Source organism: Niveispirillum sp. FG148 (assembly GCF_057809655.1).
On record NZ_JBMDKJ010000021.1, the window covers coordinates 83,188 to 104,540 of the forward strand.

17 protein-coding genes are annotated in these 21,353 nt (G+C 65.6%); 3 read left to right on the forward strand and 14 right to left on the reverse strand.

The genetic code is table 11. The annotated features are described in order from the left end of the window. Positions 1-14: 14 nt before the first annotated feature. The 3 genes from ACODTW_RS19820 to ACODTW_RS19830 all read left to right on the forward strand — a co-directional run bounded on the left by ACODTW_RS19820 (position 15) and on the right by ACODTW_RS19830 (position 4,364). Positions 15-977, forward strand: coding sequence for a WD40/YVTN/BNR-like repeat-containing protein (locus ACODTW_RS19820; RefSeq protein WP_488947802.1), 963 nt, complete (start codon positions 15-17; stop codon positions 975-977). Continuing rightward, positions 974-3,388: an efflux RND transporter permease subunit gene (locus ACODTW_RS19825; protein WP_488947803.1), complete on the forward strand. Its 2,415-nt coding sequence runs from the start codon at positions 974-976 to the stop codon at positions 3,386-3,388. Before ACODTW_RS19820 ends, ACODTW_RS19825 begins: the two co-directional genes overlap by 4 nt. Before the next feature lie 82 nt (positions 3,389-3,470). After that, on the forward strand, positions 3,471-4,364 hold the full coding sequence (locus tag ACODTW_RS19830) for a glucosamine inositolphosphorylceramide transferase family protein (protein WP_488947804.1): 894 nt from the start codon (positions 3,471-3,473) through the stop codon (positions 4,362-4,364). On the opposite strand, the gene ACODTW_RS19835 is transcribed toward ACODTW_RS19830, so the two are convergent. The 14 genes from ACODTW_RS19835 to ACODTW_RS19900 all read right to left on the reverse strand — a co-directional run bounded on the left by ACODTW_RS19835 (position 4,336) and on the right by ACODTW_RS19900 (position 21,351). Beyond that, positions 4,336-5,436 (reverse strand): glycosyltransferase family 4 protein, encoded by a 1,101-nt coding sequence (locus ACODTW_RS19835; protein ID WP_488947805.1) that lies wholly within the window; start codon positions 5,434-5,436, stop codon positions 4,336-4,338. The two genes, ACODTW_RS19830 and ACODTW_RS19835, sit on opposite strands and share 29 nt — an antisense overlap. Beyond that, positions 5,433-6,746: a lipopolysaccharide biosynthesis protein gene (locus ACODTW_RS19840; RefSeq protein WP_488947806.1), complete on the reverse strand. Its 1,314-nt coding sequence runs from the start codon at positions 6,744-6,746 to the stop codon at positions 5,433-5,435. The genes ACODTW_RS19835 and ACODTW_RS19840 overlap by 4 nt, the downstream gene beginning before the upstream one ends. After that, positions 6,737-7,519 (reverse strand): glycosyltransferase family 2 protein, encoded by a 783-nt coding sequence (locus ACODTW_RS19845; protein WP_488947807.1) that lies wholly within the window; start codon positions 7,517-7,519, stop codon positions 6,737-6,739. Before ACODTW_RS19845 ends, ACODTW_RS19840 begins: the two co-directional genes overlap by 10 nt. Positions 7,520-7,542: 23 nt before the next feature. Continuing rightward, entirely contained in the window at positions 7,543-8,706 is a 1,164-nt protein-coding gene (locus ACODTW_RS19850; RefSeq protein ID WP_488947808.1) for a hypothetical protein, read from the reverse strand. A gap of 455 nt (positions 8,707-9,161) precedes the next feature. Continuing rightward, positions 9,162-10,085, reverse strand: a complete 924-nt coding sequence (locus ACODTW_RS19855; RefSeq protein ID WP_488947809.1) for an MBL fold metallo-hydrolase — start codon at positions 10,083-10,085, stop codon at positions 9,162-9,164. Continuing rightward, positions 10,066-10,755 (reverse strand): HD domain-containing protein, encoded by a 690-nt coding sequence (locus tag ACODTW_RS19860; RefSeq protein WP_488947810.1) that lies wholly within the window; start codon positions 10,753-10,755, stop codon positions 10,066-10,068. The genes ACODTW_RS19855 and ACODTW_RS19860 overlap by 20 nt, the downstream gene beginning before the upstream one ends. A 2-nt stretch (positions 10,756-10,757) precedes the next feature. Next, positions 10,758-11,870, reverse strand: a complete 1,113-nt coding sequence (locus ACODTW_RS19865; RefSeq protein WP_488947811.1) for a class II histone deacetylase — start codon at positions 11,868-11,870, stop codon at positions 10,758-10,760. Between the two features lie 12 nt (positions 11,871-11,882). Continuing rightward, entirely contained in the window at positions 11,883-13,604 is a 1,722-nt protein-coding gene (locus ACODTW_RS19870; RefSeq protein WP_488947812.1) for an amidohydrolase, read from the reverse strand. A gap of 96 nt (positions 13,605-13,700) precedes the next feature. Continuing rightward, positions 13,701-15,989, reverse strand: coding sequence for a TonB-dependent receptor (locus tag ACODTW_RS19875; RefSeq protein ID WP_488947813.1), 2,289 nt, complete (start codon positions 15,987-15,989; stop codon positions 13,701-13,703). A 109-nt stretch (positions 15,990-16,098) separates the two neighbouring features. Next, positions 16,099-17,802 carry an amidohydrolase gene (locus ACODTW_RS19880; protein WP_488947814.1) on the reverse strand — a complete coding sequence of 568 codons (1,704 nt, stop codon included), beginning with the start codon at positions 17,800-17,802 and terminating at the stop codon, positions 16,099-16,101. 17 nt (positions 17,803-17,819) lie between these two features. After that, on the reverse strand, positions 17,820-18,056 hold the full coding sequence (locus ACODTW_RS19885; RefSeq protein WP_488947815.1) for a LuxR C-terminal-related transcriptional regulator: 237 nt from the start codon (positions 18,054-18,056) through the stop codon (positions 17,820-17,822). 107 nt (positions 18,057-18,163) lie between these two features. Then, complete coding sequence (gene paaK, locus ACODTW_RS19890) at positions 18,164-19,459, reverse strand: phenylacetate--CoA ligase PaaK (RefSeq protein ID WP_488947816.1); 1,296 nt, start codon at positions 19,457-19,459, stop codon at positions 18,164-18,166. After that, on the reverse strand, positions 19,456-20,865 hold the full coding sequence (locus tag ACODTW_RS19895; protein WP_488947817.1) for an aldehyde dehydrogenase family protein: 1,410 nt from the start codon (positions 20,863-20,865) through the stop codon (positions 19,456-19,458). Before ACODTW_RS19895 ends, paaK begins: the two co-directional genes overlap by 4 nt. A 33-nt stretch (positions 20,866-20,898) precedes the next feature. After that, complete coding sequence (locus ACODTW_RS19900) at positions 20,899-21,351, reverse strand: c-type cytochrome (RefSeq protein WP_488947818.1); 453 nt, start codon at positions 21,349-21,351, stop codon at positions 20,899-20,901. Positions 21,352-21,353 lie beyond the last annotated feature (2 nt).

Here is a 21,353-nt window from a genome sequence, read left to right on the forward strand (position 1 = left end):
CGTGGCGATCCCGCTTGTCCCGCGGGCGCCGAACCCTGAACCCTGCCCGTTGCCTGACGGCCCTGGCTCTGGCGCTGGCCACCCTCACCGGGGCGGCGGCGGCCGACGGTTTCGGCCGCACCGACCTGTTGCAGGCGGTGGCAAGGTCGGAAAAGACGGGTACCATCGTTGCTGTCGGCCTGCGCGGTGTCATCGGCACCAGCCGGGATGGCGGGGCGTCCTGGCATCGGCATGATCTGGATGATCGCACGGGCGGCCTGCGCCCGGCGCTGCTGGATGTCGCTGCCTGCCCCGATGGGCGTTTTGCAGCGCTGGACGGGCGCGGTCAGGTCTTCACCAGCACCGACGACGGTGACCGCTGGACCATGCGGGCGCTGGAGGGCAAGGAGGTGCCGCAGGCCATCGCCTGTGATGCGGCCGGGCGGCTGTGGGTGGTCGGCGGCTTTTCCACCATCCTGGTCAGCGCTGACGCGGGGACAAGCTGGGAGGACCGGTCGATCGGGGAGGACCTGATCCTGACCGATATCCAGTTCCCCAATGCCGACACCGGCTATGCGCTGGGGGAATTCGGGTCGGTCTACAAGACCGCCGATGGCGGGGAAAGCTGGACCGTCCAGCCCCCCATTCCGGGGGAGTTCTATCCCCAGGCCGCCCTGTTCACCAGCGCCGATGACGGCTGGGTCGTGGGGCTGGACGGCGCCGTGATGCACACGGCCGACGGTGGCAAAAGCTGGGTCAAGCAAGGCTCCGGCACCCAGGTCGGCCTGTTCGGGCTGGCGTCACTGCCGGGCGGCGGCGTCATCGCTGTGGGCGACCGCGCCACAGTCCTGGCCACCGGCAAAGGGGCGGGCTGGTCGCTGGCGCAGCCATCCAAGGCCGGCGCGCCCTTCCTGACCAGCGCCGTCGCCACCGGACCCGACACCATCCTGGCGGCCGGGGCCGCCGGCACGCTTGCCCAGATCAGGTTGACGCCATGACCCACAACCATCCGCTTGCCGGCGCCATGGCCCGGTTCGAACGCATGATCTTCACCCGGCCCGGCCTGTTCCTGGCCATCATCCTGTCCATCACGGCCCTGTTCGCGTTCCAGCTGCCCAATCTGCGCGTCTATACCGATTTTGCCGACCTGCTGCCGCAGGAGAACGAGTTCATCCGGCTGCATAATGACATTCGCGACACGTTCGGCGGCGCCAATATCGTCACCGTGTCGGTGAAGGCGCGCAACGGCGGCATCTTCACGAACGAGGCCCTGGCCGCCATCCACCACGCGACCCAGATCGTGGATGAACTGCCGGGCATCAACCATAATCTGGTGACCAGCATCACCCACCGTACCGCGCGGCGCGTCACCGTGTCGGAGACGGGGGCTGTGGTCGCCACACCCTATTACAACCCGTCGGCCGCCGAACCCCTGACGGCGGACGAGCTGGAACAGCTGCGCGTCGATGTGATGGCCGATCCGCGGACCTATGGCCTGACCATATCGCCGACGCTGGACGCCGCCCTGATCAAGGGACAGCTGGCAGAGGGCGATCTGGATTATCACGCCATCTTTGACAAGCTGGCAGCATTGCGGGCCGACCTGTCGGCCAAGGGCTTCGATGTGCATGTCATCGGCCAGCCCGTCATTGTCGGCTGGATGTACACCTATATGGTGGAGATCCTGCAGATCTTCGCAGCCACGCTGGCGGTGATGGTCGGGCTGCTGCTGGCCTATTTCCGCCGCGCCTATGGTGTGCTGATGCCGGTGGCGGCCATTACCGTATCCACCATCTGGGGGCTGGGCTGGGTGGTGCTGTTGGGCATCAATCTGGACCCGCTGACCCTGGTCATCCCCTTTCTGATCTCCGCCCGCGCCCTGTCGCACGGGGTGCAGAAGGTGGAACGCTATTTCGTGGAACTGGCGCGCACGGGCGATACCAAGATTGCGGCGCGGGCGGCATTCCACGCTCTGTTCCGGCCCGGCGCGTTGGGCATTGTCGCCGATGCGGCCGGCATCTTCCTGCTGATCTTGGGATCGATCCCGCTGGATCACAAGCTGGCGCTCTATGCCTCGCTCTGGGCGCTGTCCATCGTGCCGGCCGTGCTGCTGCTGGTGCCGCTGATGCTGGCCGTGGTGCCGGGGCCGGCCCCGATGATCCGCAAGGAAGGAACCGTCACCGACAGGGTGCTGCGCGCCATCGGCACCTATGTGTCGCGCATCGGCGCCGCCAAGGCCACCATCGCCATCGGCGTCACGCTGGTCATCGGCGCCATCGCCCTGCTGCCCGCCATCCAGATCGGGGAAAGCGAGCCGGGATCGCCCCTGTTCTATCCCGACCATGACTATAACCGGGCATCGGCCACCATCAATGCCGACTTCCCGGGATCGGAGGAACTGTACATCGTGGCCCGCGTGGCCGAACGCGGCGACCTGAAGCGGCCGGACGTGCTGCAATCCATCCAGGATCTGCAGGTCCATATGATGGGCGACCCGGCCGTGGGCGGGACCAAGGGCATTCCCGACCTGATCGCGCAGGTGAACCGGCTGTTGCATGGCAATGACCCGCGCTGGGCCACCATCCCATCCGATGCCCCCTATGTCGGCGGCCTGATGTTCGCCTATATGGCGTCCAGCCCCATCCCCGGCGCCTTGAATGAATTCGTCACGCCGGACGAGCGCACGGCCAATCTGGTCTTCTTTTTCAAGGACCATAAGGGTGACACGATCAGCACGGCCATCGACCGGGCCCGTGGCTGGATCGCAGAGCATGGCCAGGACGTGCCGGGCCTGTCCTTCCACCTGGCGGGCGGGGTCATCGGCGTGAATGCCGGCATCAACCAGGCCATCCTGCATTCCAACCTGCTGGTCGTGCCCGTCGTGCTGCTGGTCATCACTCTGCTGACCGCCATCTCCTATCGCTCGGTGGCGGCCGGTGCCATGATGCTGTCTTCCATGGTCTTCGCCACCTTGCTGACCTATGCCTGGTTCGGCATCACCGGGGCGGGGCTGAACATCAATACCGTGCCTGTGGTGGCGGTCGGTATCGGCATCGGCATCGACTATTCCATCTATATCATGGACCGGATAAGGCATCAGTTCGGCCTGTCCGGCGACCTGTCCCGGGCCATCCGGGAAACGATGATGACCACGGGCCGCGCCATCAGCTTCACGGCCTTCACGCTGATGTTCGGCGTGGTCATGTGGGTGTTCCTGTCCAGCCTGCGCTTTCAGGCGGATGCGGCCCTGCTGCTCTGCCTGATGCTGGTGCTGAACATGGCGGCGGCCATCTTCCTGGTGCCGGCCTGGACCCTGCTGTTCCGCCCCGCCTTCATCCTGGCCGTCGACAAGGCGGAGGAGAAGGCGGAGGAAGCCGCCGATCACGGGGCGGAGGAAGCGGCCGCGTGAGGGCGATGGGCGGTCCTGCTTGCGGGCGGGCCGCCCTTTCGCGCACACTCCCGCCCCATGACAAGGATGGGGGAGCGGGCGGATGCCCCGGCGCAAGGATATATGGCGATGCGGGCTGATCGCCCGGCCGCTGGCCGAACTGCTGGAAACGGGGCTGGCCGGGGCCGAGGTGCATTGGCTGGCCGAAGAACCGCGTTTCCATTTCCTGGCCGACCCGTTCCCCTGGCGCGACGGGGCGGGGCGACTGCATCTGTTCGTCGAAGCCTATGATTATGGCCGCCGGCACGGCACGATTGAGCTGCTGACCCTGGATGATCAGTACCGGGTGGCCGAGCGGCGGCCCTGCCTGATGGAGCCCTGGCACCTGTCCTATCCAACCATTTTGGAAGCGGAAGGATCGACCTGGATGCTGCCGGAGGCCCATCGGTCAGGCGGGCTGCATTTATACCGGATACGGAACGGTCCTGATGACTGGGTGCGGGAGACGGAAATCCGGCTGGACCGCATCCCCGTCGATGCCACCCCGCTATATCACCAGGGGCGCTGGTGGCTGTTCTATTCTCCCGCCGACAGCAAGGCGACGAAGCTGGGCCATCTGCATGTCGCCTGGGCGGAGCGCATCACCGGCCCCTGGTTTCCGCATCCGGGCAACCCGGTGCGCATCGACCGGGCGTCTGCCCGCCCCGGCGGCACGGCCACAATCATCGATGGGCGGATCATGCTGCCCATGCAGGATTGCACCCGCACCTATGGCGGCGCTGTCCGTCCGCTGTGGATCGACCGGCTGGACGAAACGGGCTTTGAAGCCACGGCGGCTGATGCGCTGCCCTTCCCGGCCAGCGCCGGCCGCTACACTGACGGCATGCACACACTGAGCACGGGCGGTGGGGTGACGCTGATCGATGTGAAATATATCGACCAGTCGCTGTCGGGTCTGTGGTTGGAGATCAGGCGGAAGTTCCGATCCGCCGCATGATGGCCGTGCCCGCCGCGTGGAAGCGCTGGGGGGAGAAACGGTCCATGATATGGGTCCGCGATGCCGCCCCCATGGCATGCAGGGCTGCCGGATCGGACAGCATCCGGCCCAGCCGGTCGGCCAGGGCCGCCACATCGCGCGGCGGCAGCGTATGGCCTGTCACCCCTTCGATGACCGAATAGGGGATTTCACCGACGGCAGAGGCCAGTACGGGCAGGCCCGCCACCATCGCCTCATGCGCCGCGATGCAGAACCCTTCGGAGCGCGACGGCTGCAAATAGAGATGCAGGCCGGCCAGGAATTGCTTGGGCCCCTCGACATAGCCGGGCATCACCACCTGGGCCAGATCGCCGATGGCGGGCACCAGCGCTTCCAGGGCGGCGCGTTCGTCGCCTTCCCCGGCGATGGTCAGGCGCAGGCGGCAGGGCGGGCGGAAACCCTGGGCGCGCAACAGTGCCAGGGCCTGCAGCATCTCCGCATAGCCCTTGACCGGATGCAGCCGGCCCAGCGTGCCCAGTTCCAGGGTCTGGCCCGGCTGCCAGGCGGGAGCGGGGGGCTGATCCGGGTCGGCGGCAAAAATGGGCCAAGTCATCAGCCGATCTTCCGGCACAGCCAGTCGCTGCTGCGTCAAGGCCGTGACGGAGGCGGAATCGCCGACCCATAGCAGGGCGCGTGCTTGCAGAAGCCGCATCAGCCGCTGGTTCCACGGCTTCAGGAAGGCGGCATGCTGCCAGCTGATAACGGGCAGGCCACGGCGCGGCCCGATCAGCAGGCCCAGGATGGTGGCGCGGCTCAGCGAGGTCCAGATATGGGTGGCGCCCCAGGCGCGGATTTCCCGGTCCAGCCAGGTGTATGCGTTCCAATGATCCTTGGTGCCGCCCTCGCGCACCAGCGGGTCCAGACCGGCGGCGACCATGGGCGGCAAGGCGCGGCCATCGCGACGGGTCAGGGCGAAGACGCGCACGCTCGCCCCGGCATCGCGCATGACGCGGGTGACGGCGGGCACGGGCAGGGCGGCCCCGCCGCCTTCGACGGAATTGATCACATAGGCGATGCGCAGGGGCTTGGTCATCGCTGTCCGCTCCGCCGCCAGGCCAGGAACAGCAGCAGCAGACTGGCCGCCACCGACTGGCCGATGGCCTGATAGCCGGCGCCATCCAGCCCGAACAGCTTCAGCAGCACGGGCAGGGCCGGCAGGAACAGCAGGCTGGCCACCAGATTGGCCGTCATCGACCAGCCGGGCCGGCCTAGGGCTGCCAGCGCAGAGCTGCAGGGCTGCCCCACCAGGGCCAGGGCGCGGGCCAGGACCAGCACAGCCATCAGGCCCGACGCCTCGGCAAAGGCCGGACCGGCGATCAACTGCACCAGTTGCGGGGCGAACAGCCAGACAATCAGGATCACGGGCACACAGGCCGCCAGCGCGATGCCGACGACACGCAGCAGCGTATGGCGCAGCACGGCCCCGCCATGCCCGCCTGCCACCATGCGCGCCAGTTCCGGGTAGGCGGTATTGCCCAGGATCTGGGCCGGCTGGGCAATCAGGACGGTGGCGCGCTGCGCCACGGAAAACAGGCCTGCCGCCGCCGGCCCCAGCACCCAGCCCACAATCAGCGGTGCGGCCCGGCCCGCCAGCTCCGACAGGGTGACATCGGCATTGCTGGCGATCATGAAGCGCCAGATGCCGGGATTGTCGATCACGGGGCTGCCGGGATCGGGCCGGTGCAGATGGGGACCCAATTGCTTGCGCGCGAAATGGATGCCCAACGCCCACAGCACGGCGAATTCCGCCAGGGCGGCCAGCAGCCAGGCCACCAGAAAGCCCTTCAGCCCCCAGCCCGCCAGCGCCGCCAGCCCGGCGCCAGCCAGCCGCACGATGGGCTGCACCATGTTGTGCAGGCCCAGCAGGTCGAACCGGTTGATAAGCTGAAGATAGCCCGCCGGCGTGGACCGGACGGAGCCCAGCACGGCCAAGCTGTAGGGCAGGGCCAGGACCATGGCCGTCTGCGACCAGCCCAGGCGCGGCCCGATGACGGGGGCCAGAATGGCGGCAGTCAGGATGGCGGCCAGCCCGCCCAGCAATTCGACCTTGGCGCCGAAGCGCAGCAGGCGAGCCAGACGGTGGCGATGGTCGTCACGCTGCGCCTCCGCCCCATAGCGGACGATGGCCTGCCAGGACGGGAATTCGACAATGCCGACGACGGTGGTCACATAGCCATGGACCAGCACCAGCACGCCGTAATCCTCCGGCCCCAGGGCGCGGGTGGCGATGACCAGATAGGCAAGGCTAAGCAGACCGGCACCGGCCTTGCCGCCCAGTACCAGGCCCAAACCACCGAATATCCTGCGCAGGGCCCCCTGGGGTGCTGTCTTGGCTACATCCAATCCTTGGTCCTCAAAGCGACGGAGAATGCGCTTCTACGCTCCAACCGGCGCCAGAGGAAATCATAAAAGAACCAGTCCATCAGGCGCTGCGGCGTGTACCGGTACAGCAGCCTTTCATACCATGTCCAGCTTACAGCGCGGCGGTCGGTCCGCCGCTGCGATGGAAAGCAATAATGGCCGGGGTCATAGACCACGGTGCCTTCGCGCAGCACGCGATGCACGATCTCGTGATCTTCAAGCACGAAGGGCCACAGGCCGATATCGAATCCCCCGGCGGCGCGCAGTGCGTCGGTGCGATAGGATTGGGCATAGCCGCCGGCATGGCAGCGGCTGCGGAACAGCCGGCTTTTGCGCAAGATACGGCCGATGCGCTGCTGTGCTGCCTCCGATCCAGCCGGATCGTAGATGTCGATGGCCATGATGGCGGCGGCGTCCGGCCGGGCGGTGAACAGGGCCAGACAGCGTTCCAGATATTCGGGCGGATAGCGTGTATCGGCATCACAGACGGCGACATAGGGGGTGTCGACCAGGGCCAGCCCCGTGGCCAGCGCGTTCACCTTGCCCGGCACGGGCGCATCGACGATGCGGGCATCGATATCGGGCAGGGCGGACAGATGTTGCGCCGCCTCCGCCCTGCCCCCGTCGGTGGAGACATTGTCCAGCAACAGCAGTTTGAAACGCCGGTCCTTCTGGCCGGCCAGGCTGTCGATGGTGGCACCGATCCAGCCCTGTTCATTGTAGAAGGGCAGAAGCAGGGTGATAAGGGCCGTCATGCCATCCTGTTGTCGGCTGGTGGTTACCTGGATGCCGCCCCCGCCAGCCGCATCAGGACCGCCGCCGCACGCTGCGATGACGGTTCGCCCGTCAGGTCGAAGCTGCGGGCGAACATTTCCTGCTGCACGGGCTTGTAGGTGGCGGCGTGGGTGTCAATGGCAAGGCGAAGCCCGGCTTCCAGTTCATCGGGGGAATTGATGACGGGGCCGGCTTGCCAATGGGCGTAATTGGGGTCGTTCTGCCAGTCCACGCCATGGCTGTTCAAGAACAGGCAGGGGCGTGGGGTCAGCAGGAATTCGTAGATCTGGCTGGACACATCGCCCAGATAGATGTCGGCCATCTGGGTATAGGACATGTCGGTCGACGCCCGGCTGCCCAGGTCGATATGGATGTTGGGCGCATCGCGATAGCGTTGGGCGATATGGCCCGGCCGGTCGATGCGCAGCTTGTCGATGGTCAGCACGAAGCGCCGTTCGAACAGCATGACATGCGGCGCGAAGATCAGCTGATATTCCGGATGGGCCAGGAAGAAATCCAGCACCTGCTTGCCATGCACGAACCAGGAGGACAGGTGGGGCGAGCAATGGGGGTTATAGACCACGGTCGGCTTGCCATTGCCGGCCGGAAAGACGCTTTGCACGGGATGGATCGTGTCGAACTTGGGATAGCCCACGATGCTGACCCGGTCGGCGGGCAACCCCACCTCCGTCACCAGCCGTTCCTTGATCTTGGGGCCTGAGCACAGCACATGATCGAACCCGGCCGACGCCTTGTCGAAACCGATGGCGCGGTCGCCGGCCCCGTGGCGGGTGTGGATGATCTTCAGGTTCTTCAGACCATAGATATTCTTCAGGACCAGCGAGGTCTTTTCCGCCACGACCAGGAAGTCCAGGCTGCGGAAGAAATCCAGATTGTCGCCATAGACCAGCAGCTTGCGCGAGGGGATGACGGATTCCAGGACGCGCGACAGGAATTTCGACCGGCCCTTCAGGTCCAGGTCGACATGCCGGATACGCCGGCCGATCTCCTCGCCGGCCATGTGCAGCACTTCCCGCTTCATGCGCTCGTTCGTCGTGGCGACGATGATTTCGCCCGCGAAACCACCCTTGGCCAGCGCCAAGGCGATGGGCAGGCTGTGGGCGACCTGATGGGTCTGGTCATGGTTGAACAGGAAACCGATGCGCATGCCGGGCTCTTCGGGGTTTTTATCGTGACGGAAGGAAGGTTTGATGATGCGTCCAGGGGCGCGCCTTTACGACCCGCCTTTCTGTCGCTGCCCGGTGTAACATCATCACCATCCGCTTGGAACTGCGTCCCTCTGCACCTCCGTCCCGGGTTGGTGGCGTAGCACCCTGTCAACCATCGGTCACCACGATCACGGGGAAGATTTGACGTCCTCGCGCTGTCCGTCGGTCCATATCTTCCCGGTCGGACCAGTTTGAACAGGATGCGGCTTCACTCCCACGCCGCACAAGGTGGCGCACTGTCGCGTGGGATTCAGGAAATTTTGCGGGGACGGGGGCATGCACGCCCTTGGCCTGGCGGCGTACGAGCGCCGGGCCGGCATGATACGCAAAAGGCCTGTTTCCGCTGACCGGAAACAGGCCTTTGCCGTGGGGCTCCCCCAGGGGCTGCCGCTGACTATTCTTTGACGTGGTTGATCAGGCTGTATTTCAGGAAGAAATCGGCTTCCTTGTAATCAGGATAGAGGGCGGTGATCTGCGCCATGGCGTCGGCCCGGTTCTTGGCGGTTGCCACGATGCGCAGGTAATTGTCGAAATAGGTGATCAGGTCATCCACCATGGTCATGCCGCCGGGATCGCCATGGCCGGGGTAGATGGTGGGGTTCAGCGGGCCATAGTCCCGACGGAGGCGCACCAGTTCCTGCTTCCAGGCGACCACCCGCTCGATGGTGATGTCGTCGCCCATCCAGGGATGCACCTTGTTGTAGCCAAGATCGGCCAGGAACAGGGCATTGATGGACTTGCAATAGAGCGTCGCCATGTGCGGCGCTTCGGTAGCCGGATAGGTGGCCATGACATCGCAGGCCCCGCCGCCATCGAAATTCAGGACCGGCCCCTTCAGCAGGCCGATGCTGTTCTCATAATCGAACCCTTCCGGGAAGGATGCCGATTTCGGACGCAGCGGCCGTTCCAGGGGCGTTTCCGCCTCCGTCGCCCCGCCCTGATCCATATAGATCGCATATTCCTTCACGTCGCGGCGGATCGCCTCGTCCGCCACCAGGATGCGGGCCTTGGGGAACTGGTCCCGGAAGACATGCATGCCGGTGAAATGGTCGGTGTGACCATGGGTGATGAAGATTTGGGTCAGCGGCAGGCCCAATGAGCGCACCAGATCGGCCAGTTTCTGCGCCTCATAGCCCTTCCGCTGCACGTCGATGACCGTCAGCGTTCTGCCGTTGGAGATGATGTAGGAATTCACCGTGGCAAAGCCGCCCTTATGGACCGTCACGGTCAGGTCCGGGCCGGCAGCGCGGACGGGCAGGGAAAGGGCGGCCAGGGTCAGGCCGGTGGCCGCCAGGATCTTACAGCTTCTTGAAATCATCGGTCTGTCCCGCCAGCAGTTCGAGATAGCGTTGCAGAAAGGCGCTGCGTTCCGGCACCAGGGCCTGGCCGGCCTTCGACATCACCCGCGACGGCACGGCCTGCAGATTGGCTTGCAGGCCCTTGACCACCGTGGGACCGTCGGGCGATCCGCCGATGACGGTTCCGGTCAGGTCGACCGTGGCCGTCAGGCGTGCGATGCCGATCGCCCCCAGCCATTCCAGTGCGTCGGCGTCGTGCAGATACAGCGCCTCCGGCCCGGCCGGATCGCGGAAGAACATGTGCGTGCGGATGGCCGACTGTACGGCGGGCAGCTTCGCCATAGGGAAGCCGGTATCCTTCAGGACGCCGCCGACAAGCTCCACCGCCCGGTCCGCATGATCGACATCCTTGGCGGCATAGGCCGGGAAGGCGGCCATGTCGTGCAGCATGGCGGCGGCGAACAGGACATCGTCATCCAGCGCGACCCCGTCCTTGGCGGCCAACTGGCGGGCCAGATCATAATCGCGGACGCTGTGGCTGTAGCCCCAGGCCGGATGCCGGAAATTGGACTCCGCGAAGTGGCGGATCTTTTCGCGCCAGCCGGCATCGGACGCGGACTGTGTCTGCGCCGCCAGGCCGGACGTTGTCCCCCCGGCCAGCAGGGTGGCGGCCACAAGCAAGGCTCTCATGCTCATTTCAGAAAGTCCTTGGCCAGATCGTCAACCCATTGGTCCTGGAATGCCTGTGTGCGGGGGGCCGGTTGCCAGAGCGTGAACATCTCCAGTTCCGGGTCCTCCACCGCCGTGCGGACGCCGGCCAATGTCTCCAGCATCGCGTGACCGCAGAAGGGTACGTAGGCTTCGGAATAGCCGCCCTCATGGATCACCACCAGCCGGCCGTCGCACAGCTCGTCCGCTGCAGCCATGATCAACCGCGTCAGTTCGCGGTAGGTATCGCTGTGCAGCAGCATGCGGGCCAGGGGATCAACGGCGTTGGCATCCAGGCCGCTGGCGACGATGATCAGTTCCGGCTTGAACGCAGCCAGGGCCGGCAAAACGATGCTTTGCATGGCGCGCAAATAGGTGTCGTGCCCTGACCCGGCCGGCAGCGGGATGTTGATATTGGCGCCTAGGCCATCACCCGCCCCGCGATCCTCCGCCCCGCTGTAACCCGGCGGGAAGCAGCGATCCTGGTGGATGGAAATGGTCAGCGTGTCGCCGCGGTCGTAATAGACATGCTGGGTACCGTTGCCATGGTGGACGTCCCAGTCCAGCACCGCGACCCGCCCGACCCCATGCCGCGCCCGCGCCGCCTCGATGGCGATGGGGATGTTGCACAGCAGGCAGAAACCCATGGGCATGTCGGGCAGGCAATGGTGCCCCGCCGGCCGGCAGAGCGCATAGGCGTTCTTGAACCGGCCGGTGACGACGGCGTCCACCGCCTCGATGCCCAGGCCCGCAGAGATGCAGGCGATCTCAAACCCGCCCTTGCTGAAGGGGGCCAATTGGCCCAGGTCGCCGCCGCCGGCATCGCTGGCCGCCTTGAACCGGTCCAGATAGTCGGCGGGATGGATGCGCAGCAGGTCTTCCCGGCTGGCCGGCGGCGCCTTGGGCAGGGCCAGCGCGTCGACCAGCCCGGATGCATGGGCCAGGTTCAGCAGGCGGCGCTTGCTGTCCGGCGTGTCGGCACCGTACGAACCCGTCGGCGGCTGGACCCAGGTGTCCAGCGGGATATAGAGCGCCTGGACGCCCGTGGAGTGCCAGAAGCAGCGTTCATTCTGAAAAAGGGCGGTTTGCGACATCATTGCTTGCCTCGCTCACTTTGCCGTGGCGGGCGCATCGGCCCGGGTGAAGACCTTGGCGCCGGCGATCCAGGTCTCAACGGGCTGGATCGTGTGGATCTGGGTCACCGGCATGTCGAAGGGGTTGCGGTCCAGCACCAGGAAATCCGCCCATTTGCCGGCCGTCAGCGACCCGGCCTGTGCCTCGATCCCCATGCGCTTGGCGGCATTGATGGAGAACATCTCGACCGCCTGCTTCAGGGTGATGGCCTCGCCCAGACCGAAGCTGCGCTCGCTGCCGCCGGGATTGCGGCGGGTGACCGCCGTTTCAATGCCGATCCAGGGATTGGGGCTGGGCACCACGGCCCAGTCGGACCCGGCGATTACCAGCGCGTCGGCTGCGAAGGCTTCCCGGATGGGCCAGACGCGATCGATGCGCGGCGTGCCGACGGCCGAGGTGATGTCGTCATTGATGGGCTGCGGGTCCCAGAGATAGGGGGAGAATTCGGCTGCGGTCTTCAGCTTCTTGAAGCGCGGCATGTCCGCCACGTCGATGAAGGTGGAATGCCCGATCTGGTGGATCGGCCCCTTCATGCCGTTGGCCTTGCGCGCCGCCGCGATGGCGTCCAATCCTTCGCGCACCGACCGGTCGCCGGCCGCGTGGAACATGACGGTGACGCCCTGCTTGTCCCAGGCTGTGACCAGCTTGGCCATCTGTGCCGGATCGAACAGCAGCAGGCCCGTGGCCGGGGCGTTGGGCTGACCGGCATGGTACGGGTGCAGCATGGCCGCCGTGTGGCTTTCCGTCGGAACGCCATCGGCGAACACCTTCACGCAATTGGCGTTGAAGGTGGCGCGGGTATAGTGGCCGCGCGTCGCCAGCGTCTCATCAAAGGCGGCATTCGCCCGGCCTGCTTCGGAGAAGGCGATGCAGGCCTGCACCCGCTGCTTCAGGATGCCCTGATCAGCCAGGGTGGCGTAGACCTCCAGATCGTCGCGATAGGCCATGGCCTCGATATAGCCGACGACGCCGAAGCCGGACAGCATGTCCAGATGGTGGCGCAGGTTCGCGGCTGTCTGTTCCTTGGTCTGCGGCGGGATCTTGGCGGTGACCAGCCGGCCGGCGGTCTCGCGCAGGATGCCGGTCGGCTTGCCCTTCTCATCCCGCTCGATGATGCCGCCTTCGGGATTGGCGGTGCTGTCGGTGATGCCGGCTGTCTTCAGCGCCAGCGAATTGGCCCAGACGCTGTGGCCGCTGACATCGAACAGCATCAGCGGATTGTCGGGCGAAATCCGGTCCAGCGTCTCCGCCGTGATCGGTGTGCCCTGCATCAGCGATGCCTGCCATTGTCCGCCGGTGACCCATTCGCCGGGCTTGGCGGCCTTCACACAGTCGGCAACCAGGGCCAGCAACTTGGCCGCATCCGCATCCTGCGGCACCCGGCATCGGCCTTCCTCACCCTTGGCCTGAAGCACGGGATGCACATGCATGTCATAGAGGCCGGGCAGGATGGTCTTGCCGCCCAGGTCGATCACCTGTCCGCCGCCTGTCCGCCATTGCGTCGCGTCCGCGTCACCGCCGATGCGCGCGATATGGCCGTCCTTGACCTGCATGGTCGTGCGCCAGCCGTCGGGCGTATAGATCTTGCCATTGACGAACAGGAAATCGGCCGCCGCAACCGGGCCGGCGGCTGCCAGGGCAAGGGCCGCAACAAACGGGGCCAGGAAGGCCGAAGCCGATTTTCGATTTTTCGCCATGGCGCGGGTCCTTTGCAAAGATCTTGGGAACGGCAGTCGATAAAGGAAAAACGGTGGGGGGCATTATGGCCGCCCCCCACCCGTGAACCGGGTTGATCAGTAGCGATAGCCGACCGTGACCCCGAAGGTGCGGGGACGGATGACTTCCCGCCGGAAGAACTCGTTCGGGTTGGACGCGCGCTCACGCCGCGTCCAGGTCGTCTTGTCCAGGATGTTGTTGACGAAGATGGACACGTCAAAATCCCCCGGCCGTGCGCCGATGCGGGCCGACCAGACACTGACGGCCGGCGGCAGGGTCAGGTCCGTATCGATGGCACCATTGGCGGGGTTCAGGAAGGGCGGCAGCTTGGTCTGCTTGGACCGGTAATCGAAATCCGTGCGGACATAGGCCGGCAGCGTGCCTGTGACGTCGAAATCGTACTGGCCGTGCAGGGACACGGTCCAGGGCGAACCCTGAACGCGGTCGCCCTTGCTGACGAAGGGGGCCGTGGCCGTGGGGCCGCCGCGCACGGTTTCCAGGAACTGGGCGTCGGTGTAGCCCAGTTCCGCCTGCAAGGACAGGCCATCGACGGGCCGCACTTCCACCTGTACGTCAAAGCCGCGGCTGCGCGCCTTGCCCAGGTTGGAGGTGAACTGGAAGCCACAGGAATTCAGCCCCACCGCCTGCTGGATGTTCTTCCAGTCGATCTGGTAGACGCTGGCCTGGATGCTGCCCAGGCCGGCGAAGCGGCTTTTCACGCCCACTTCCTTGCTCCAGACGGAGTCTGAATCATAGTTGGTGGGGCGTCCGTTGGGATAGCCGATGGAGGTCAGTTCCGCCCCGCACTGCGTGCCCACCTGCGGGTTGTAGCCGCCGACACGGAACCCGCGCGACGCCGACGCGTAGAGCAGCGTATCCGGCGTCGCCTGATAATTCAGGCCGACCTTGGGCGTGATCGGGTTCTCGCTCTGCCGGCCCCGGTCATCCACCAGCGGCCCCACGACGAAGCCCTGGGCGATGTCCTGGATCTTGAAGATGGTGTGGCTGTAGCGCAGGCCGGCGATGGCCGACAACTGATCGGTGATGTTGTAGGTCAGCTGACCGAAGGCCGCCACCTGCTCGTCGGTGGAAACGGCGTTCTGGTCATAGACGGAATAGCCCGGCACCGGCTTGCTCTGCCCAAACAGATAGACGGGCAGATAGGGGTCGACGACCTGCTGGATGGAGGTCTGTTCGGCATGGGCGTAGAAGCCGCCAACCACCCATTGCCAATGGCCCGTCGGCTCGTTGGATTGCAGCCGGACCTCCCCGGTCCAGTTCTTCTGCGCCACCACGAAGTTCGACGGCGCCTGCTGTTCGGGCAGGTAGGGCAGGTGGTTCACGCCCGTGAACAGGGTCTGGTCGAAGGTGGTGTAATCCTGCACGAATTCCTGGCGGCGGTCGTAATAGGAACCGACGGCGATCAGGTCGACACCATCAAAATCGACGCTGACATTGACGGCCGGCAGATAGAATTTGTCGCGGCCCGACTCCCGCACCTGATTGGCGTTGCGGAAGACGCTGTCATCGTAGTTGGAGTATTTCTCCCAGGTCTCCGGGCTGTCGTTGGTCTTGACGTCCTGGTAGTAGAAGGACGGCGTGACCTTGATCTTGTCGCTGGCCTGCCAGGTGGCGGCCAGACGGCCGACATAGCTGTCGGTGCGGTTCGCATTTTCATCCACCACCTTGCCGGTGAAGGAACTGATGCGGTCGACGAAGCCACCGTCACGGCGGTAATAGGCGCTGGCCGCCAGGGCCAGCTTGTCGTCCACGACCGGACCGGTCAGCGACAGGCCCAACTCGCCATTGGCGGCCCCATGCTGGGTGCTGGAAAGCTCGCCGCGGCTATAGACCTTCAGGCCGGAGAAGGAGGGCTGCTGGGTGATGAAACGCACGGTACCGCCCATGGAGCCGGCGCCGAACAGCGTACCCTGCGGCCCGCGCAGCACTTCCACGCGTTCAAGATCGAACACTACCGGATAGGCATTGCCGCCGCCATAGCCCAACTGGCGGATCTGGATCGGCACGTCATCGATATAGATGCCGGTGGTGGCGGCACCCACGGCGGAATTCACACCACGGACGGAGATGTTGGAGGTGGTGTTGCTGCGTTCGATGGTGATGCCCGGCGTCTGGCGGACGATGTCGGAAAAGTCGCGGATGCCCCGGCTGTCCATCGCCTCGCTCGACAGGGCGCTCACGCTGACGGGCACCTTGATGATGCTCTGGCTCTGCCTTGTTGCCGTGACGATGATCTCGTCCAGTTCCACCGTCTCGTTGTTGGATTGCGCCAGCGCGGCATGGGTTGAGACCAACAATGCCAGCGGGCTGATAGCCAGCAGTGCGAAGCGATTCTGATGTCGCATGGGTTCCCTTTAGCCTCCTTGTATGGCCCGGTTCCGGGCGGTTATCGATCAAGGATCGATAGTAACAGGATTGAACAGGTGGCTCTGTCCCCAGTACTGATGACAGTCTCTACTGCGGTTGCGGGTAGAGTTTTTCTCCGCCGATAAAGGTCATCATCACCCGCGTTTCATGAAGATGGTGGATCGACACTGAGTAAGGATTGTCCTGTATGACTATAAAATCGGCAGCCATTCCCGTTTTCAAGGCGCCGACCTGATCGCCCAGCCCCATCAGCCGGGCACCATTGGCCGTGAAAAGCGTGAAGGCCTGCTCCCGGCTGATGGCTTGGCCGGGTGCCAGCTTTTCCGGGCTGCCGCCCGGGCGTTCGCGCGTCACCAGGGTTTCCAGCGCCAGCCACGGATTGACAGACGGGATCACCGGCCAGTCCGAACCGGTCACTACCAGCGCCCCGGTCTTCAGCGCGTCGGCCAGCGGCATCCAGCGTTGCATGCGCTCCGCCCCCACCGCCTTGGCGATGTCGACCGACGCGATGGGCGTCGGGTACCAGATATAGGGGGAGAATTCCCAGGCCGCGTTGATGGGCCCGACGCGGGGAATATCGGCTGGATCGACAAAGGTGCTGTGGCCGACGGCATGCACGGGCCCGCCCGTGCCGTTGGCCTGCCGAGCGAAGGCGATGGCGTCGATGGCGGCACGCACGGCCGCATCGCCGGCCGCATGGAACTTCACCGACAGGCCCATCTTGTCGAACCGGGCGACGGCCGGGTTCAGGTCGGCCGACGCCATCATCAGGATGCCCTTCTCCGGGCGGCTGTCCTGTGGGCCATGGTCGGCATAGGCATGCAGCATGGCGCCCGTATGGCTTTCGGTCGGCACGCCATCCATGAAGATTTTCACGCAGTCGGGCTTGAACCGGTCAGTGGTGTAGTCGGCCCGTGCCGCGATCAGGCGTTCGCCCATCTCGTGCTGCACGCCCGGCAGGGCGTCCCAGACGATGCAGCCCCGGATGCGCTGCTTCACCGCCCCTTCCCGCGTCAACTGCGCGAAGGGTTCGATATCGGCATCGCGGATGGAGGCCACGGTGAAGGCGGTGATGCCCTGGGACAGCATCAGGTCCGCCGCCCATTTGATCGCATTGCGCCGGGCGGCCAGGCTGTCGGGCGGCAGGGCGCGTTCGACCAGGGTGGTCGCATTTTCCCGCAGCAGCCCGGTCGGTTCGCCGGCGGCATCGCGTTCGATGATCCCGCCCACCGGGTCCGGCGTGGTACGGTCGATCCCGGCCAGCCGCAGCGCCAATGAGTTGACCCAGACGCTGTGCAGCGCCTCGTCATCCAGGACGACAGGATTGTCGGGGGCGACAGCGTCCAGCAGGGCGCGGGTCTGTTGACCTTGGATGAAGCTGGCCGCCACCCAGCTGCCGCCCTTGATCCAGTCGCCCGGCGCCCGCTTGGCCACGCAATCCCGCACCGCCGCCTGAACCTCGGCCGCACCCGCACCGGTCGGCAGCCGGCAGGCGGTGGCGGCCAGGCCGGCGAACAGCGGATGCACATGGGAATCCACCAGACCGGGCAGCACCGTGCCGCCATGCACATCGACCAGCGTCGCCGCCGGACCGGCCAGACGCCTTGCCTCACTCTCCTTGCCGATGAAGCGGATCACGCCGTCATGGACGGCCATGGCTTCGGCCCAGCCCGACGGGGTCTTGATCTGCCCGCCCATGATCAGCAGATCGGCCGGACCCCTCTCCTTGCCCCCTGCCTCCACGGGAGGCAGGCAGGTGGAAAGCAGCAATCCCAGCAGGAGCGTCCGCACCCCAGATGGCATCCCCATCATATCATCCCCAGAAAGAACTGGTTGCTGTGCGTGAAGTGGTAGCGTTCGTAAGCGCGCCGGCGGTAGGTGAGCACCGATGCCGACGAGATGCCGAGGTCGAGTGCGATGGCCTCGGCCGTCATCCCGACCATGGATCGGGCGCAGACAGCCCGCTCCCGCTCCGTGAGATTGATGAAGATGCTGCCCAATCGATGCTCGATCTTGCCGATTGTGCTGCGGGGATCGATGGCCAAGGCGCTCACTGCTCCCTCCCTTTCACCCGGCGTGGGTTCCTGGATCGTGCCTGTCCTCCGGCCTGCCGGCCGGGATGATCGGTCGTGTCATCGATGCCGCCCCATGATCAGTTAACCGTGGTGACGCGGCGGTCGACAACCCGCCGGGCCTTTCCTTCCGATCGCGCCAGGGTGCCCGGCGGCCGGACCACGACATTCACGCTGATCCCGATCAGGGACTTGATCTTGTGGGCGAAGTCGCGGGTGGCGCTGGCCTGGCCCTCCGCCGATGTGCCGGGCCGCACCTCCACTTCCACCGCCACCACATCCATGCGGCCGGGGCGGGTCAGCTCGATCAGGTAATGCGGCGACAGGGCAGGGCAGGTGAGGAGGATTTCCTCAATCTGGCTGGGGAAGACATTGACGCCGCGGATGATCAGCATGTCGTCGCTGCGTCCCGTGATCTTGGCCATGCGCCGCATCGGCCGTGACGTGCCGGGCAGCAGCCGGGTCAGGTCGCGGGTGCGATAGCGGATGACCGGCATCGCCTCCTTGCTGAGCGAGGTGAAGACCAGTTCCCCTTCCGACCCGTCGGGCAGCACGGCGCCCGTCTCCGGATCGATGATCTCCGGATAGAAATGATCCTCCCAGATGGTGGGGCCGTCCTTGGCGATGCCGCATTCCTGCGCGACGCCCGGCCCCATCACCTCCGACAGGCCATAGATATCGGTGGCGGTGATGGCGAACGCGCCTTCAATCTCCCGCCGCATGGCCTCGGTCCAGGGTTCGGCGCCGAAGATGCCGATCTTCAGCGACGTCTGGGCCGGGTCCAGGCCGCGCTTGTGATATTCGTCGATCATCGCCAGCAGATATGTGGGCGTGACCATGATGATGTCGGGCCGGAAGTCGGCGATCAGCTGGATCTGCTTTTCCGTCTGCCCCCCGCTCATGGGGATGACGGTGCAACCCAATGCCTCCGCCCCGCCATGGGCACCCAGGCCACCGGTGAACAGGCCATAGCCATAGGCGATGTGGACCTTCATGCCGCTGCGGCCGCCGGCGGCATGGATCGACCGTGCCACCAGCTGCGCCCAGGTTTCCAGATCGTTCTTGGTATAGCCGACGACGACCGGCTTGCCCGTTGTGCCGGAGGAAGCGTGGATGCGCGCCACCTTGTCCTGCGGCACGGCGAAGAAATCGAACGGATAGGCGTCGCGCAGGTCGGTCTTGGTTGTGAAGGGGAACTTTGCCAGATCATCCAGCGACCGCAGGTCGTCGGGATGAACGCCGGCCGCATCGAACTTGGCCCGGTAACGCGGGTTGCCTTTATAGGCATGGTTCAGCGACCAGCGGAGCCGGTCCAGTTGCAGCGCCCGCAATTCATCCACGGACGCCCGCTCAATGGGGTGCAGCGTCGCGATCATGAGTGGATCACCTGCACGCAGGTGAATTCGGCCAGACCCAGGCTGGCGAATTCCAGGCCGATACCGGACTGCTTGACGCCGCCGAACGGGGCATCGGGCCGGATGGCGCCGTGATTGTTGATCCAGACGCTGCCGCATTCCAGCCGGGCCGCCAGGGCCCGCGCCTTTTCCAGATCCTGCGACCAGATGGAACCGCCCAGGCCGCTTTCGCTGGCATTGGCCCTGGCGATGACATCCTCGATATCGGTGAAGCGGATGATGGGCACGGCGGGGCCGAATTGTTCCTCATCCACGATGGCCATGCCGTCGCTTGCATCGGCCAGGATGGTCACGGGATAGAACAGGCCGGGCCCCTCGGCGGGTTCACCGCCGCACAGAACGCGGGCCCCTTCCTGCTTTGCCCGTTCGACCAACTGCTTCACCCGTTCGAACTGCATGCGGTTCTGCACGGGCCCCAGATGGCTGCCGGCGTCCAGCCCGTTGCCGGTGACAATGTTCCCGGCATAGGCGACCAGCCGGTCACAGACGGCGTCATACAGGCTGTCATGGACATAAAGCCGCTTCAGCGCCGCGCAGGTCTGACCGTTATTGATAAAGATGCCCCAGAACAGCTTGTCGATATGGGCATCCAGGTCGGCATCGGGCAGCACGATGCCGGCATCATTGCCGCCCAGTTCCAGGGTCAGCCGCTTCAGGTTGGCGGCGCTGCTGGCCATGACCTTGCGGCCCGTGGCGGTCGAACCGGTGAAGACGATCTTGTCGATGCCCTTATGGTCGGCCATGGCCTGGCCGATCGTGTCCAGACCCGACACGACGTTCAGCACGCCGGGCGGCAACGCCTCCTGCAGCAATTGACCCAGGCGCAGCGTGGCCAGCGGCGTGTAGGGGGAGGGCTTCAGGACCAATGTATTGCCGGCCAGGATCGCCGGCATCATGTGCCAGATGGCGATCATCACCGGGAAGTTCCAGGGCGTGATCGAGCCGACGACGCCGAGGGGCTTGCGATGCAGGGTCACCCTTCCGCCGGCATCGTCCTGGATGATCTCCGCGGGCAAGTCCAGGCTGGCCGTATGCCGGGTCCAGGCGATGGCACCGCCGATTTCCCATTGGGAACCAAGGCCGGCCAGCGGCTTGCCCTGTTCGCGGGTGATCAGTTCCGCCAGCTCCGTGGCGTTGGCCTCGATGATGTCCGCCATCCTGGATATGGCGGCCTTGCGGTCGGCTGCCGACCGGGCGGCCCAGGCGGGAAAGGCCTTGCGTGCGGCCGCCACGGCCGCGTCCAGCTGGTCGATAGAGGCGGCGGGTGCCGCGGCGACAACGGCATCTGTGGCCGGATCGCGGACATCGTAGGTGCCGCTTCCGGCCATCGGATGGCCGTCAATGGTCAGAGCGAAATTGCCATTCATGGCAGGCTCTCTCCCTATGGTGAGATCTTGTTGTCAGCGGGTTGCCGCACCGAGCATCGCGGCGCGACGGTCGGCGGACATCTGCTCGATCAGGGCGGCGCGCACGCTATTCACGTCCTGCAGACGCATATGGCGCAGCCGGTTGATTTCATCGGTGGTGTAAGGCGCGAACCCGTCCGGCACGTCCGGTCCCATGGTCGGGACCAGCCAGTTCATCAGGGCCGTCAGGTCATCGTCATTCAGGGTCGAATTGGCCACGCCGGGCACGCGGATCAGAAATTCGCGCCCGCCCGGAACCGTCAGGAAATTGGCCAGGTGGCCGCGCATCGGCGGCACCTTGCCATACATGCCCTCGCCCCCCGGCAGGTGGCAGCCCTGGCAATTGGTCATGTAATTGATGCGCGGACTGCGCGATGGCGGCTGGGCTGTCGCCATCGGCAGGGTCAGCGCGGCGGCAAGACAGGCGATGGTGAGTGCCCGTCGCATCG

Excerpts from the sequence above, each read along its gene's own strand:
- ACODTW_RS19855 (WP_488947809.1), bottom strand. The coding sequence starts at position 10,085 with ATGATTTCAAGAAGCTGTAAGATCCTGGCGGCCACCGGCCTGACCCTG.
- ACODTW_RS19825 (WP_488947803.1), top strand. The coding sequence starts at position 974 with ATGACCCACAACCATCCGCTTGCCGGCGCCATGGCCCGGTTCGAACGC.
- ACODTW_RS19860 (WP_488947810.1), bottom strand. The coding sequence starts at position 10,755 with ATGAGAGCCTTGCTTGTGGCCGCCACCCTGCTGGCCGGGGGGACAACG.
- ACODTW_RS19850 (WP_488947808.1), bottom strand. The coding sequence starts at position 8,706 with ATGCGCATCGGTTTCCTGTTCAACCATGACCAGACCCATCAGGTCGCC.
- ACODTW_RS19870 (WP_488947812.1), bottom strand. The coding sequence starts at position 13,604 with ATGGCGAAAAATCGAAAATCGGCTTCGGCCTTCCTGGCCCCGTTTGTT.
- ACODTW_RS19895 (WP_488947817.1), bottom strand. The coding sequence starts at position 20,865 with ATGAATGGCAATTTCGCTCTGACCATTGACGGCCATCCGATGGCCGGA.
- ACODTW_RS19830 (WP_488947804.1), top strand. The coding sequence starts at position 3,471 with ATGCCCCGGCGCAAGGATATATGGCGATGCGGGCTGATCGCCCGGCCG.
- ACODTW_RS19875 (WP_488947813.1), bottom strand. The coding sequence starts at position 15,989 with ATGCGACATCAGAATCGCTTCGCACTGCTGGCTATCAGCCCGCTGGCA.
- paaK (WP_488947816.1), bottom strand. The coding sequence starts at position 19,459 with ATGATCGCGACGCTGCACCCCATTGAGCGGGCGTCCGTGGATGAATTG.
- ACODTW_RS19835 (WP_488947805.1), bottom strand. The coding sequence starts at position 5,436 with ATGACCAAGCCCCTGCGCATCGCCTATGTGATCAATTCCGTCGAAGGC.
- ACODTW_RS19845 (WP_488947807.1), bottom strand. The coding sequence starts at position 7,519 with ATGACGGCCCTTATCACCCTGCTTCTGCCCTTCTACAATGAACAGGGC.
- ACODTW_RS19900 (WP_488947818.1), bottom strand. The coding sequence starts at position 21,351 with ATGCGACGGGCACTCACCATCGCCTGTCTTGCCGCCGCGCTGACCCTG.
- ACODTW_RS19865 (WP_488947811.1), bottom strand. The coding sequence starts at position 11,870 with ATGATGTCGCAAACCGCCCTTTTTCAGAATGAACGCTGCTTCTGGCAC.